This is a genomic window from Pseudochelatococcus sp. B33, from assembly GCF_053570585.1.
The window spans coordinates 159,484-173,457 of sequence record NZ_JBSEFH010000002.1 but is presented as its reverse complement, the minus strand read 5'-3'; the positions used below and the strand labels follow the sequence as shown (position 1 = coordinate 173,457).

At 68.3% G+C, this 13,974-nt stretch carries 15 protein-coding genes; 14 read left to right on the top strand and 1 reads right to left on the bottom strand.

Annotated elements, in window-relative coordinates; genetic code table 11:
- Nucleotides 1-119: 119 nt before the first annotated feature.
- From rbfA to ACUSIJ_RS02605, 8 genes are all read left to right on the top strand, one after another.
- Complete coding sequence (rbfA, locus tag ACUSIJ_RS02640) at nt 120-560, top strand: 30S ribosome-binding factor RbfA (protein ID WP_449306808.1); 441 nt, start codon at nt 120-122, stop codon at nt 558-560.
- Nucleotides 514-1,614 (top strand): tRNA pseudouridine(55) synthase TruB, encoded by a 1,101-nt coding sequence (gene truB, locus ACUSIJ_RS02635; protein ID WP_449306986.1) that lies wholly within the window; start codon nt 514-516, stop codon nt 1,612-1,614. The genes rbfA and truB overlap by 47 nt, the downstream gene beginning before the upstream one ends.
- Before the next feature lie 27 nt (nt 1,615-1,641).
- Nucleotides 1,642-1,911, top strand: coding sequence for a 30S ribosomal protein S15 (rpsO, locus tag ACUSIJ_RS02630; RefSeq protein WP_449306807.1), 270 nt, complete (start codon nt 1,642-1,644; stop codon nt 1,909-1,911).
- 343 nt (nt 1,912-2,254) lie between these two features.
- Nucleotides 2,255-4,414 carry a polyribonucleotide nucleotidyltransferase gene (gene pnp, locus ACUSIJ_RS02625; RefSeq protein WP_449306806.1) on the top strand — a complete coding sequence of 720 codons (2,160 nt, stop codon included), beginning with the start codon at nt 2,255-2,257 and terminating at the stop codon, nt 4,412-4,414.
- 150 nt (nt 4,415-4,564) lie between these two features.
- Nucleotides 4,565-4,972, top strand: a complete 408-nt coding sequence (locus tag ACUSIJ_RS02620) for a VOC family protein (protein WP_449306805.1) — start codon at nt 4,565-4,567, stop codon at nt 4,970-4,972.
- Nucleotides 4,973-5,065: 93 nt separating this feature from the next.
- Nucleotides 5,066-5,374: a hypothetical protein gene (locus ACUSIJ_RS02615; RefSeq protein ID WP_449306804.1), complete on the top strand. Its 309-nt coding sequence runs from the start codon at nt 5,066-5,068 to the stop codon at nt 5,372-5,374.
- Entirely contained in the window at nt 5,371-5,589 is a 219-nt protein-coding gene (locus ACUSIJ_RS02610; protein ID WP_449306803.1) for a hypothetical protein, read from the top strand. Before ACUSIJ_RS02615 ends, ACUSIJ_RS02610 begins: the two co-directional genes overlap by 4 nt.
- Nucleotides 5,590-5,910: 321 nt before the next feature.
- A complete protein-coding gene (locus tag ACUSIJ_RS02605) occupies nt 5,911-6,942 on the top strand; it encodes a lysylphosphatidylglycerol synthase domain-containing protein (RefSeq protein ID WP_449306802.1) in 1,032 nt (343 codons plus the stop codon).
- A 3-nt stretch (nt 6,943-6,945) separates the two neighbouring features.
- On the opposite strand, the gene ACUSIJ_RS02600 is transcribed toward ACUSIJ_RS02605, so the two are convergent.
- Nucleotides 6,946-7,920, bottom strand: coding sequence for a quinone oxidoreductase family protein (locus ACUSIJ_RS02600; protein WP_449306801.1), 975 nt, complete (start codon nt 7,918-7,920; stop codon nt 6,946-6,948).
- Between the two features lie 228 nt (nt 7,921-8,148).
- Here ACUSIJ_RS02600 and ACUSIJ_RS02595 point away from each other — a divergent pair, with 228 nt between their 5' ends.
- The 6 genes from ACUSIJ_RS02595 to murJ all read left to right on the top strand — a co-directional run bounded on the left by ACUSIJ_RS02595 (nt 8,149) and on the right by murJ (nt 13,944).
- Nucleotides 8,149-9,441 carry a UbiH/UbiF family hydroxylase gene (locus ACUSIJ_RS02595; protein ID WP_449306800.1) on the top strand — a complete coding sequence of 431 codons (1,293 nt, stop codon included), beginning with the start codon at nt 8,149-8,151 and terminating at the stop codon, nt 9,439-9,441.
- A complete protein-coding gene (gene hpt / locus ACUSIJ_RS02590; RefSeq protein WP_449306799.1) occupies nt 9,438-9,980 on the top strand; it encodes a hypoxanthine phosphoribosyltransferase in 543 nt (180 codons plus the stop codon). The genes ACUSIJ_RS02595 and hpt overlap by 4 nt, the downstream gene beginning before the upstream one ends.
- A 3-nt stretch (nt 9,981-9,983) precedes the next feature.
- On the top strand, nt 9,984-10,343 hold the full coding sequence (locus tag ACUSIJ_RS02585) for a response regulator (RefSeq protein ID WP_449306798.1): 360 nt from the start codon (nt 9,984-9,986) through the stop codon (nt 10,341-10,343).
- A 262-nt stretch (nt 10,344-10,605) separates the two neighbouring features.
- Nucleotides 10,606-11,433, top strand: a complete 828-nt coding sequence (locus tag ACUSIJ_RS02580; RefSeq protein WP_449306797.1) for a hypothetical protein — start codon at nt 10,606-10,608, stop codon at nt 11,431-11,433.
- Between the two features lie 209 nt (nt 11,434-11,642).
- Entirely contained in the window at nt 11,643-12,395 is a 753-nt protein-coding gene (locus tag ACUSIJ_RS02575) for a peptidoglycan-binding domain-containing protein (protein WP_449306796.1), read from the top strand.
- 7 nt (nt 12,396-12,402) lie between these two features.
- Entirely contained in the window at nt 12,403-13,944 is a 1,542-nt protein-coding gene (gene murJ / locus ACUSIJ_RS02570; protein ID WP_449306795.1) for a murein biosynthesis integral membrane protein MurJ, read from the top strand.
- Nucleotides 13,945-13,974 lie beyond the last annotated feature (30 nt).

Sequence of the window (13,974 nt, the reverse complement as noted above, 5' to 3'; positions counted from 1 at the left end):
CCGCCTTTGACGGAATGCAGAAACCCGGCGCGCTCCGTCGCGCCGGGGCAAGAACCTGTAAGAAACTGATTTTGAACACTGGAAAGGCCCCGGTCCGACCCCGGGGGACGATGAATCTAATGTCTCGAAGAAAAGTCGATGCGGGCAGTGGCCCGAGCCAACGCGTATTGCGTGTCGGCGAACTCGTGCGCCATGCGCTGGCCGAGATCCTGATGCGCGGCGAGGTGCACGACGACGTGCTCGCCTCCCATGTCATCACCGTGCCCGAGGTGCGCATGTCGCCGGACCTGCGTCTCGCCACCGCCTATATCATCCCGCTCGGCGGCAAGGACGTGCAACCGGTGCTCGCCGCGCTGGAGCGCAACCGCAAGGTCATCCGCGCGGAGCTGGCACACCGCGTCAACCTGCGCTACGCGCCCGACATCCGTTTCCGTTTCGACGAATCGTTCGACGAGGCGGGCCATATCGACAGCCTGCTGCGCGCCAACCGGGTGAACGCGCATGGGCAGACAGATGAGGACGACGGCGCAGACGATGACGACGGCGATCATGACCGCTGAAAACGACCAGCCGGAACCCCCGGCAAACGACACCGCAACGGCGCCTCAGCCGGATGGGCGCGGTCCGAAAAAACGCCGCCCGCACGAGAACCGGTCGCGCAAGCAGGACATCAACGGGTGGCTCGTCCTCGACAAGCCGGTCGGGATGACATCCACCCACGCGGTCGCCGTCGCCAAGCGCCTGTTCAACGCCCGCAAGGCCGGCCACGCCGGCACGCTGGACCCGCTCGCCTCCGGCATCCTGCCGATCGCGCTCGGCGAGGCGACGAAGACCGTTCCCTACGTGATGGAGGGCCGCAAGGCCTATGCCTTCACCGTGAGCTGGGGCGCGGAGACGGATACCGACGACACCGAGGGCCAGGTGACGGCGCGCACCGGCAAGCACCCCTCGCGCGCGGAGGTGGAAGCGGCCCTGCCGCGCTTCACCGGCGACCTAATGCAGGTGCCGCCGCGCTTTTCCGCCATCAAGATCGACGGCGAGCGCGCCTACGATCTCGCCCGCGAGGGCGAGGAGGTGGAACTGGCGGCCCGGCCCGTGATCATCCACCGGCTGTCGCTCATCGAGCACACCGGCACGACGAGCACGCTCGAGGCCGAATGCGGCAAGGGCACCTATGTGCGCGCCATCGCCCGCGACCTCGGGCGGGCGCTCGGCTGCCTCGGCCACGTCTGCGCCCTGCGGCGCACGCGCGTGGGGCCGTTCCGGCTGGATCGGACGATTTCGCTGGCGACATTGCAGGAATTGAGTCATAAGCCCCAAAGTGGCGAGATCGATAACGATCATCGGGGCGATCAGACGATCGCGCCGGCATTGCTGCCACAAGTGCTTCTGCCCGTTGAGACCGCGCTGGACGACATCCCGGCGCTGGCCGTCAACCGGGCGGATGCGGTCAGGCTCGCGCGGGGCCAGACCGTACTGCTGCGCGGACGGGACGCGCCGATCATCCAGGGCCCGCTTGCCGTGACCTGCCAGGGGCGACTCGTCGCCGTGGCGGATCTGGAAGCGGGGGAGATCGTTGCCCGCCGCGTTTTCAACCTCAGCGGCGCCCACTGACGCGCCCACAACGGAAAGGAAGACCCGATGTCGATTACGCCGGAGCGCAAGCAGGAGCTCGTCAAGGAATACGCCCGCGTGGCCAACGATTCCGGTTCGCCGGAAGTGCAGGTCGCCATCCTGACGGAGCGGATCGTCAACCTGACCGAGCACTTCAAGACCCACGCCAAGGACAACCACTCCCGCCGCGGTCTGCTCAAGCTCGTCTCCCAGCGCCGCAAGCTGCTGGACTACCTGAAAGGCAAGGACGACGAGCGGTATCGCACGCTGATCGGCCGCCTCGGCCTCCGCCGCTGAACCGCGGACCGGAGAAACGCCGTAACGGTCCGGGAGGCGCACGTCGTCCCGGGCGTTTGCATATGATCCGCTGATCCGCCGCGAGGCGGAATCGGCAATCCTCGGACAACGCCCACCTGCCAGAGGGCGTTGCGAGGCTGGCAAGGCCCGCCGTCGCGGGCCGCGCCTTCCGCCGGAAAACGGCCATGGCAGGATCGCAGGGCGCTTTGCCGGTGAAGCGTCGTGCCGTCTTGCTCATGGCTTTCCGAACCAGGGCGCGCAGGGCCTGCAGGGGCCCGCGCCCGGATCCGCGGCCGCCCAGCCTTTAGTTTGCTGATGGCGGCCGAAGCCAAGAGAGAGAAACATGTTCGATATTCAACGCGAGGAAATCAACTGGGGCGGCACCAAGCTCACCCTGGAGACCGGACGCATCGCCCGCCAGGCCGACGGCGCCGTGCTGGCGACGCTCGGCGAGACCACGGTGCTCGCCACCGTGGTCGCCGCCAAGGATGTGAAGCCGGGCATCGACTTCCTGCCGCTTACCGTCAACTATCAGGAAAAAGCCTATGCCGCCGGCCGCATTCCGGGCGGCTACTTCAAGCGTGAGGGCCGTCCGAGCGAGCACGAGACGCTGGTCTCGCGCCTCATCGACCGCCCGATCCGCCCCCTCATCGTCGATGGCTGGCGCAACGACACCCAGATCATCGTCACCGTGCTCTCGCACGACCTGGAGAACGACCCCGACGTGCTGTCGATGGTCGCGGCCTCCGCCGCGCTGACGCTCTCGGGCGTGCCGTTCACCGGGCCGATCGGCGCGGCGCGCGTCGCCTATTCCAACGGCGAATACACCCTCAACCCGACCTCGGCGCAGCGTGAGGACACCGACCTCGACCTCGTGGTCGCGGGCACGAGCGAGGCGGTGCTGATGGTCGAATCGGAAGCCAAGGAGCTGTCCGAGGAGGTCATGCTCGGCGCCGTGGTGTTCGGCCACAAGGCGTTCCAGCCGGTCATCGACGCGATCATCCGCCTGGCCGAAAAGGCCGCCAAGGAGCCGCGCGACATCGCCGCCGAGGACGTTTCCGAGATCGAGAAGGCCGTGCTCGAGGTCGGCGAGGCCGATCTGCGCGCCGCCTATCAGCTCGTCGACAAGCAGCAGCGCTACGGCGCGGTCGACGCGGCGAAGGCGAGGGTGCTCGCGGCGCTGGCCGATCCCGAGAACCCGCGCTTCGACGCCGAGAAGGTCAAGGGCGTGTTCAAGGAAGTGCAGGCCAAGATCGTGCGCTGGAACATTCTCGACACCGGCAAGCGCATCGACGGGCGCGAGGTGAAGACCGTGCGCCCGATCCTCTCGCAGGTCGGCTTCCTGCCGCGCACCCACGGTTCGGCGCTGTTCACGCGCGGCGAGACGCAGGCCATCGTGGTGGCGACGCTCGGCACCGGCGACGACGAGCAGTTCATCGATTCGCTCGAAGGCACCCGCAAGGAGACCTTCCTGCTGCACTACAACTTCCCGCCCTTCTCGGTCGGCGAGACGGGCCGCATCGGCTCGCCGGGCCGGCGCGAGATCGGCCACGGCAAGCTGGCGTGGCGCGCCGTGCATCCGCTGCTGCCTGCGCACCACGAGTTCCCCTACACGATCCGCGCCGTCTCCGAGATCACCGAGTCGAACGGCTCCTCGTCGATGGCGACCGTGTGCGGCACGTCGCTGGCGCTGATGGACGCGGGCGTGCCGCTGCGCCGCCCGGTCGCGGGCATCGCCATGGGCCTCATCCTCGAGGGTGACCGCTACGCCGTTCTCTCCGACATCCTCGGCGACGAGGATCATCTGGGCGACATGGACTTCAAGGTGGCGGGCACGGATTCGGGCATCACCGCGCTGCAGATGGACATCAAGATCGCCGGCATCACCGAGGAGATCATGCGCGTCGCGCTTGATCAGGCGCGCGCCGGCCGCCTGCACATCCTCGGCGAGATGGGCAAGGCGCTCGCCTCCGCCCGCGCGGAGCTGGGCGAATACGCGCCCCGCATCGAGACGCTGAAGATCCCGCAGGACAAGATCCGCGAAGTCATCGGCTCCGGCGGCAAGGTCATCCGCGAGATCGTGGAGAAGACCGGCGCCAAGATCGACATCGGCGACGACGGCACGGTCAAGATCGCCTCGTCCGACACCAAGTCGATCACGGCGGCGATCAACTGGATCCGCTCCATCGCGGCCGAGCCGGAGCTCAATGCCATCTACGAGGGCACGGTGGTCAAGACCGCCGAATTCGGCGCGTTCGTGAACTTCTTCGGCGCGCGCGACGGCCTCGTCCACATCTCGCAGCTCGCGGCAAGCCGCGTCGCCAAGGTCACGGACGTGGTCAAGGAAGGCCAGAAGGTCAAGGTCAAGCTGCTCGGCTTCGACGATCGCGGCAAGGTGCGCCTGTCGATGAAGGCCGTCGATCAGGAGACCGGCGAGGACCTGGAGGCCAAGGATGCGGCTGCTGCGAAGCAGAAGGCCGAGGCTCCCGAGCAGGCCGACTGATCCCGCGTCTCGCGAAAATTCGGACGAACTCGACCCCGGCGGACTTCCGCCGGGGTTTTTGTCGCGGACGCCGTTCCGGATCGCGCCCCGGTCGTGTAGGATCGATTGCGCGCGGGGCCTGGGCATGTTGTCAGTTGCGGGAGGCAGCCCATGCTTGACCACTTCAGCATAAACGTCTCCGATTTCGATCGCAGCAAGCGGTTCTACACCGCCGCCCTGACGCCGCTCGGCTATCGCCTGATCAACGATTTCGGTGACGCCGCCGGCTTCGGCGTGCCGGAGGGGAACGGCAAGTCGCTCGATCCGGCGGGCGATTTCTGGATCGTCCGTAGCAATCCCCAACCGCCGCTGGTGCATTTCGCCTTCAGTGCGGCGTCGAGAGAGGCGGTGGACGCCTTCTACGCGGCGGCGGTGGCTGCGGGCGGCACGGACAACGGCGGGCCCGGCCTGCGGCCGCAATATCATCCCCACTACTACGCCGCCTTCATTCTCGACCCCGACGGCTACAATCTGGAAGCCGTCTGCCATTCGGACCCGGCTGCCGCAAAGGAAGCCTGACACCGGAAACCTGACGCCCCATTGCGGAACGGGCGGCCTTGCCCTATATTATACATGTACTTATACATGTATAAGTTTTCGCCGGAGGTCATCATGAGCGCCGTCGCATCCGAGCGACTGATCGTACCCATCTCTTCCGAGGACAAGCGCCAGGTCGAATCGCGGGCGCGCCGGCTTGGCGTGTCCACGGCGGAATACGTGCGCCGCAGCCTGCAGAGCTTCGACCCCGAGGCGGCGTCGGCGCGCGGCCGGCAGGAGGAAGAGGAACGCGAACTCGCCCTGCTGCTCGCAGCGCTCGAGGCTGCGCGCGCGAAAACACTCGCCCAGCTCGACCGGGCCGATGCGGCGCTCGACGCCGCGCTGGCCCATTTCGCCGCCAAGGAGAAGGGGCGGGCGGCGTGAGCGCCCTGCGCGACGCGATGGAGGCGATTCGCTCCATCATCCTGATCGAGGAGCGGGTCAGGCAGCAGGGCGAGAAGGTGGAGAAGCTCGCCGCGCTCGCGGTCGACATCGACCGCCGGCTGGTGCGCGTGGAAGCGGTGCTCGACCTTGCCCTGCGCCGCGCCCCGGAGCGCGGGCCGCTGCGGATCACGCACGAGGATGAGGGCGGCGCCTGAACGCATGGCACGAAAAACTGCAGGAATCGGAGCGGGTTGTGGAACAGGCTCCGATTCGGCGATCATGCGGGCAGCCCTCTCCCGCGCATGCCACGGCGGACCCGCGGTCATTTCTAATCCCGGCCATCCTGTGATACAGCGGCTGCGACGCGGCGCCCGTTTCACCGAGCCCTCGACGCGCACCTGACCGGCTGACGCGTTGCAGCCGATGAGAGCGGGTTGCGTTCATAGGGAATCGGGATGCGCCATGCAAACCGCTCTCCTTTTTATAGTTTTCCGCAACTTGCATTCAATTTGAATGCAAACTGCTCCGGGATACGCATGCCGACCGAAGACACCGGGTTGCTCTCCGATTCGCAACGCCGTCGCGAACGCTGGCAGGCACTGGTGCGCCGCCGCCGGCGGCTGTCGATGCTGGGTGCGCTGCTCAGCGCCGGCATCTTCCTTGCCGCCCTGGTGGCGCTGTGGCATCTGGCGCACGAAATGGACGCCGCGCAGGTGCGCGCGGCGCTGCGCTCGGCGAGCCCCCGGCAGGAATCGCTCGCCCTGCTGTTCACCGTCGTCAGCTACACGCTGCTCACCGGCTACGACTTTCTCGCCCTGCGCCAGCTCGGCGAGCGCATCGCCTATCACGTGACGGCGCTCGCCTCCTTCACGAGCTATGCGGTGAGTTTCACGCTCGGCTTCCCGGTGGTGACCTCGGGCACGGTGCGCTACTGGATCTACTCGCCGCACGGGCTGAAAACGTGGAAGATCGCCTCTCTGACGGTGATCGCCGGCATCACCTTCTGGCTCGGCATGGGCGGCGTGCTGGCGTGGAGTCTGATGCGCGAGGCCGAGGCGCTGAACCCCATCCTGCGGCTCAACCCGTCGCTGCTGCAGGCGGCGGGCGTCGGCGTGGCGGCGTTGCTGGTGGCCTATTTCGTCTGGGTGTCGCTCAAGCGGCGGGCGGTGGTGGTGCGCGGCTGGCGGCTCGACCTGCCGGGCTTCCGGCTGTCGCTGGGGCAGACCCTGCTCGGCGCGGGCGATGTGTGCGCCGCCGCCGCGGTGCTGTTCGTGCTGCTTCCCGGCGGCCACGGGCTCAGCTTCGAGACGTTCCTCGCCGTCTATGTGCTCGCCTGCATGCTCGGCATCGTCAGCCATTCGCCCGGCGGGCTCGGCGTGTTCGAGGCCACGATGCTGATCGCGCTCTCTCACCTGCCGCGCGAGGGCGTGCTCGGCGCGGTGCTGCTGTTCCGGGTGTTCTACTACCTCATTCCCTTCGTGCTGGCGCTCCTGATGCTGCTCGTGCACGGCGGATGGTGGCGGATACGGGGGAAGGCCGCGCGGCCTTCCCCCGAATCCCGCCCGTAAAGGTTACGGCAGCAGCACGGTCGCGCCGGTCGTCTTGCGGCCCTCCAGCGCGCGGTGGGCGTCCGCCGCCTGGGCGAGCGGATAGCGGGCGTTGATGGCGATGTCCACCGTGCCGTCGCCAATGACGCCGAACAGGTTCTCCGCCTGCTCCAGCAGGATGTCGCGCTGGTTCGCGAACGTGCCGAGCGTCGGGCGGGTGACGAACAGCGAGCCCTTCCGGCTGAGCAGCAGGAGGTCGAAGTTCTCGATCACGCCCGACGCGTTGCCGAAGCTGACGAAGAGCCCCAGCGGCCGCAGCACGTCGAGCGAGGCCGGGTAGGTGGCCTTGCCGACGCCGTCGTAGACGACGTCGACGCCCTTGCCGCCGGTGATCTCGCGCACCCGTTCGACGAAGTTCTCCTTCGTGTAGTCGATGACGTGATCGGCCCCCTTGGCGCGCACCAGCTCCACCTTCTCCGGCGAGCCCGCCGTGGCGATGACGGTCGCGCCGAGGTGCTTGGCCCACTGGGTGAGGATGAGGCCGACGCCGCCCGCCGCCGCATGCACCAGAATGGTGTGCCCCGGCGCCACCTTGAACGTGCGGTGCAGCAGGTATTCGGCGGTGAGCCCTTTCAGGAAGCTCGCGGCGGCGGTCTCGAAACCGATCGCGCCAGGCAGTTTCACCACGTGCGCGGCCGGAATGATCGACTCGCCGGCATAGGCGCCGAGATGGGTCGTATAATAGACAACCCGGTCGCCGGGCGCGAACTCGGATACACCCTCGCCCACGGCCACGATCTCGCCCGCCCCCTCGCTGCCGGGCACGAACGGCAGCGAAGGAGCCTTGTAGACTCCGGAACGGAAATAGGTGTCGACGTAGTTCACCCCGACCGCCCGGTTCGCGATCAGCACCTCGCCGGGACCGGGCAGGCGCGCGGGCACGGTTTCGAAGGTCAGAACCTCAGGGCCGCCATAGGCGTGCACGACAATCGCGTTCATGGAGCGCTCCTCATTCACTATCGACAAAAACGACGGACAAAATGGTGTAGACTTTTGAGGTTACGCTCTCCGGCGGGCGCACGCCAGTTCGTTTACGCATCGCGCAGCTTGCGCACGTCTCAGTTTGCGAACCGGCCCCGGAACCGCTATTGACAAAGGGCGGGCTTGCAGATCGGACTGCCGGATCGGACTTGCAGATCAGATTGTTTGGAGAACCGGGGAACTGCCGTGACGGCAATCGACTTCGACATCATCGTCGCGGGTGCGGGGCCCGCCGGGCTCGCGACCGCGCTGGCGCTCGCCGGCGAAGGGTTCTCCACCGCGCTCGTCGGCGTGCCGGACGCGCCGCACGACGGGCGCACGGTGGCGCTGCTCGACGGTTCTGTGCGCTTCCTCGCCGCGCTCGGCGCGTGGGAGCGGATCGCCCCCGACGCCGCGCCCATGCGGGTGATGCGCCTCATCGACGCAACCGACAGCCTGTTCCGTCCGCCGCCGGTGGAGTTCTCGTCGCGCGAGATCGGCCTCGCTGCCTTCGGCCACAATATCGAGAACGTGACGCTCGTCGCCCATCTCGCGGCGGAAGCGGCGGCGCGCCCGAACCTCACCCCCATTCCGCTCAAGGTCGCCGGCTTCTTCGCCGATTCCGAGGCCGCGATCGTCACGCTCGAGGACGGCCGCCGGCTGAGCGCCCGGCTTGCGGTCGGCGCGGAGGGGCGGGGGTCGAGGCTGCGCCGCGCCGCCGGCATCGGCACCAGGACATGGGCCTATCCGCAGACGGCCGTCACCGCCATCCTGTCGCACGCGCGCGACCACGGCGACACCTCGACCGAGTTCCACACCCGCGCCGGGCCCTTCACGCTGGTGCCGCTGCCGGGCCGGCGCTCCAGCCTCGTCTGGGTGAACGGGTCGGAGGCAGCGGCGCATCTCGCCGGCCTCGACGACGACGCCTTCGCCCGCGCCGTGGAGGAGCGCGCCGCGCACCTTCTCGGCGCGATGCGGGTCGCGGGGCCGCGCGGCGCGGTTCCGCTGTCGGGCATGCTGGCGCACCCGCTCACGGCCCAGCGTCTCGCGCTCGCCGGCGAGGCAGCGCACGTGTTTCCCCCCATCGGCGCGCAGGGGCTCAACCTCGGCCTGCGCGACGCCGCCGCGCTGCGCGATGCGCTCGTCGACGCGCGGGCGGCGGGCCGCGATATCGGCTCGGCGCGCGTTCTCGAACCCTTCGGGCGGGCGCGGGCGGCGGACACGGCATTCCGCACCGGCGCCATCGACCTGCTGAACCGCACCCTGCTCACCGATATCCTGCCGGCCAATCTGCTGCGCGGCGCGGGACTTCTGGCGCTCGGCCTCGTCGCGCCGCTGCGCCGCGCCGTGATGCGCGAGGGCTTGACGCCCGCGCTCAACACGCCGCGCCAGATGCGGCGGGAAAGACGACAAAAAGGCCCGCAGGCGCAGAACGGGGCTGGAGCGGCGGGCGGCGAAGTGCTATCCGGCACGCTTGATCACAAGCGGAATCAGGCATGAACCAGGCCATCAAGATAGTCCCCCTGTTCGACGAGGCGGCGATCGCCGCGCGCAACGAGGCGATCGCGCACGCGGTCGCCGCGGAAAAGCCGCAGAACCTGCTGGTCATCGCGGTGCTGAAGGGCAGCTTCATGTTCGCCGCCGACCTGATCCGCGCCCTGCATCGCGCCGGTCTCGCGCCGCAGGTCGAGTTCGTCCAGCTGTCGAGCTACAAGCAGGCGCTGGTGTCGTCGGGCACCGTCACCATCGTCAAGGACATCGACAGCGACGTGGTCGGGCGCGACGTGCTGCTGCTCGACGACATCCTCGAATCCGGACGCACGCTCGCCTTCGCCAAGGACCTCCTGGTGGCGCGCGGCGCGCGGCGCGTGCTGACCGCCGTGCTGCTGGACAAGCCGGGCAAGCGCGTGTCGCAGATCACGCCCGACTTCGTCGGCTTCGAGTGCCCGGACAAGTTCGTCGTCGGCTACGGCATGGACGCGGCGCATTCCTTCCGGCAACTCCCCTATATCGGCGTCATCGAGCAGGCCGGAGGCTGACAGATGGCGCGGATCCTGCTCGTTGACGATGAAGCCAGCGTGCGCGCCTTCCTGAAGCGCGGCCTCGAACTCGACGGCCACAGGGTGGAAACCGCAGGCGACGGTGCCGAGGGGCTCGATGTCCTCACCGCCGCGGGCGGCGCCTTCGACCTGCTGCTCACCGACGTGCGCATGCCGCTGATGGACGGCATCGCGCTCGCACAGGCCGCGCAGACGCAGTGGCCGGACCTCGCGATCCTGATCATGACCGGCTATTCCGACCAGCACGAGCGCGCGCAATCGCTCACGAGGCTTGCCGGGATATTGCTGAAACCGTTCTCCCTCGGGGAATTGCGGCAGGAAGTCGCCCGCGTTCTGGGCTGAGGAGGCGTTTCCGCCGGACCGGACGAATTCGGCGGCCGGCGAGCGCAGAACTTGCGTCAACTCCGTGAAATGGCTATTATAGCCCCGAAATTTGACAGTCATTCCGTCTATAGACTTGACGGAGAGAGACAACGCTGGAATTTAGGCACTATTGTGTTTCTGTTTTCAACCATACTGATCTGATTTATACAAGCGACATATTGCTTCCTGTATGCATCTCTCTTCTTGAAATGCTATTATGAATATCCGTGGAGTAGTAATAATGAGTGATGTCAACCGCCTTACGCCAAATATCAATGGCTCCCTCCCCCATCAGAACCCGGACGGTACGCCGCACGGGGCGGCTGACGACAAAACGCTGACCGTCACCACATTCATCGGCGACCAGCAACGCAGCGTCACGGTCGGCAAAAATCCGGTGTCCGTCCGCAACAGCAGGACGATCGACAGCTTCGCCAGCGCCTTCGAGGACGCCGCCCGGAAAGTCGCTTCCGACAGCGGCCCCGTTGTTCGGCTGCCCAGCCGCGAGACCAAGGACACGTCCGAGGCCGAGGACATCGGCGAGCTCCAACACATTGCGGGACCGACTTTCGATGGCGACCACGCCGCCGAAACCGCCATCCTGACGCGCCACATCGCGCGACTGGACCTTCCCGAAGCCGCGAAAGGCGCCGCGCTCAACTTCCTGCAGCAAGCCATCGCCATGCAGGCCAATGCCATGCCGGCCAATGCCATTGACATGCAGGCCATCATCGACACGATCAATCGGGTGGAAGCGGGCGCGCTGAAGTCCGGCGAAGCCGGCGCCGAGGTGCTGCGGGCCATTTTCATCGACGGTCCCCTCGATGACAACACGAAAACGATCGTCAAGGCTATCCTCAACAAGGCGTCCGAAACGCACGCCTTGCGGACGGATCAAGACTATCGGGCGCTCCATGACGCGATCAAAGACGGCCAGGTCACCGAAAGAATGGGTTCTCCCGCCTCGAGCAGGAACAGAAGCCAGCGCCTCGTCAATGCGCTCACAAGGCTTGGACACGATATTCCCGACAACCTCCGGGCCGATTTGCTCCGGCACTTCAAGCCATGAGCGGCAAGCCATGATCGGCGCGCGGCCGGCCCGCATGTCGCCCAAGCTTTGGCGACGGTTTTAGCGTTCGCTTAAGCATGCGTGCCTATGATGGCAGCCGTCGGCCAGCTCGCCGCGGAATCGCTTTCCGCGGCAGGCCGGGCAGCGGTTTTTCGTCCGGGCGGGGGCTTTCTCTCGACCGGGCATCCTGACTGAGAGACGACCTACCCGTGCGCGAAGCCCTTGCCCGTTCCGATTTCGATGCCGTGCGGCGCTCGCCCGCGCCCGCGAGGGCGCGCCGGCCCGCGGCCTCGGGGCCGCGTGCGCGGGGCCGGGAGCGCTCCGCCGTCTCGGGCGCGGGGGCGGTCGCCGGCAGGCTCGCCGCCGCCTGCCTCGCGCTGATCGGCGGTCTGCTGCTGGCGCTCGTGCAGCTGGCCTTCCGGGCGCTGGAACGGTGGCCGGTGTCGGTGGTCGGCGGCCTGTTGGCCACGGCACTGTCGGCCGCGATCATCGTCAACGCCGTGTCCCAGGAAGGGCCGCATCCCTCGCCGCTCTTCGGCGGCCAGACGACGGCGGAAAGCCCGGCGACACGGCGCGATCCGCTGCCGCCGCCACGCGAGACCAGCGGCGCGCCGGCCGCGAGGCCCGCCCAGACAGCGCCTTCAGCGCAGGCCCCTGCCGCGCAAGCGCCGGCTGCGCCCGCGGCGAACGATCCGATCGCCCAACTCCTCACCACGGGCACGCCTCCGGCGGCGAAGCCCGCCGCGTCGAACAACGGCGCGCAGAACAACGCTGTCCTCGGCGTGCAGAAGGCGCTGGTAAAGCTCGGCTACGCCATCACGGCGGACGGCCTCATGGGCCCCGCCACCCGGCAGGCGATCTCGGACTTCGAGAAGCTGGAAGGCCTGACTGTCACCGGCGATCCGGCGAATGCCGCCATGCGCAAGGCGCTGTCGGTGGCCGCCGGCGCCGCGCTCGACTGATGCGGCGATGCTGAAAAACTTCATATCCGTCAGCGGCTTCACACTGCTCTCGCGCGTCACCGGGCTCCTGCGCGACCTCATGACGGCGGCGATCCTGGGTGCTGGCCTCATCGCGGATGCGTTCTTCGTGGCGCTGCGGCTCCCCAACCATTTCCGCGCCATTTTCGGCGAGGGCGCGTTCAACGCCGCCTTCGTGCCCGTCTTCACCCGCCTGCACGAGAGCGCGGGCGAGGCCGCCGCCCGGCGCTTCGCCGACAACGTCTGGACGGTCATGGTGATCGTGCAGGCGGCCGTGCTCGCCCTCGCCTTCGCCTTCATGCCGCAGGTGGTGGCACTGCTCGCGCCGGGCTTCACGAGCGACCCCGACAAGTTCGCGCTCGCGGTCAACCTGACGCGCATCACCTTCCCCTATCTCTTCTTCATCACGCTGGTGACGCTGGTGTCCGGCATGCTGAACGGCGTCGGGCGCTTCGCGGCGGCGGCGGCGGCGCCGGTGCTGCTCAACGTGTCGATCGTCGCGGCGCTGCTCCTGGCGTGGTTCTTCCCCTCGGCGGGCCACGCCGCCGCGTGGGGCGTGGCGGCGGCGGGCGTGCTGGAGCTTGCGCTCGTCTATGGCGACGCCGCCCGGTCCGGCATCGCGCCGCGTCTCGCGCGCCCGCGCCTCGATGCCGACATGCGCGCGTTCCTGAAGGCGCTCGGTCCCGCCGTCGTCGGCTCCGCCGGGGTGCAGATCGCGCTTTTCGCCGACACCATCATCGCCTCGATGCTGCCGACGGGCGCGGTGTCGTCGATCTATTACGCCGACCGGCTCTACCAGCTGCCGGTCGGCGTCATCGCCATCGCGGCGGGCACGGTGCTGCTGCCGCAGATGAGCCGCCTCGTCGCGGCGGGCGATGAGGCGGCCGCCCACGGCGCGCAGAACCGCACGCTGGCGCTGTCGCTGGCGCTCGCCGCGCCCTGCATGGTGGCGTTCCTGCTGGTGCCCGAGCGCATCATGGACGCGCTGTTCGGGCGCGGCGCCTTCACCGCAGCCGACGCGCAGGCGGCAGGGACAGTGCTCGCCGCCTACGCGCTGGGGCTGCCGGCGATCGTCGCCATCCCCGCGCTGGTGGCGAGTTTTCGCTCGCGGCTCGATACAGCGACACCCGCCGTTGTCTCGCTCATCGGCATCGGCGTCAACGTGGCGCTCAAGATCGCGCTCGCGGGGGATATCGGCGCGCAATGGGGCGCTCCCGGGCTCGCCTTCGCCACCGCCGTGGGGGCATGGGTGAACTGCGGCCTGCTGTTCGTGCTGGCGAAGCGGTGGCAGTGGACCGCCCCCGACAGGGTGCTGGCGCGCACGCTCGCTGCGATCCTCGCGGCCTCGCTCGCGCTCGCCGCCGCAACGCTGGCGGCCGACGCCGCACTCGCCCCGTGGACGGACACGCTGACGCACGCACGCGCCATCGTCCACATCGGCCTCGTGGCGCTGGGGGGCGGCCTCGCCTATGGGCTCGCGCTCATCGCCGCGCTGAAGCTCGCCCGCGTGCCGCTGCCGAGACGCCGCTGAACGGCAAAAGGCCCCGGCGTCTTCCGCCGG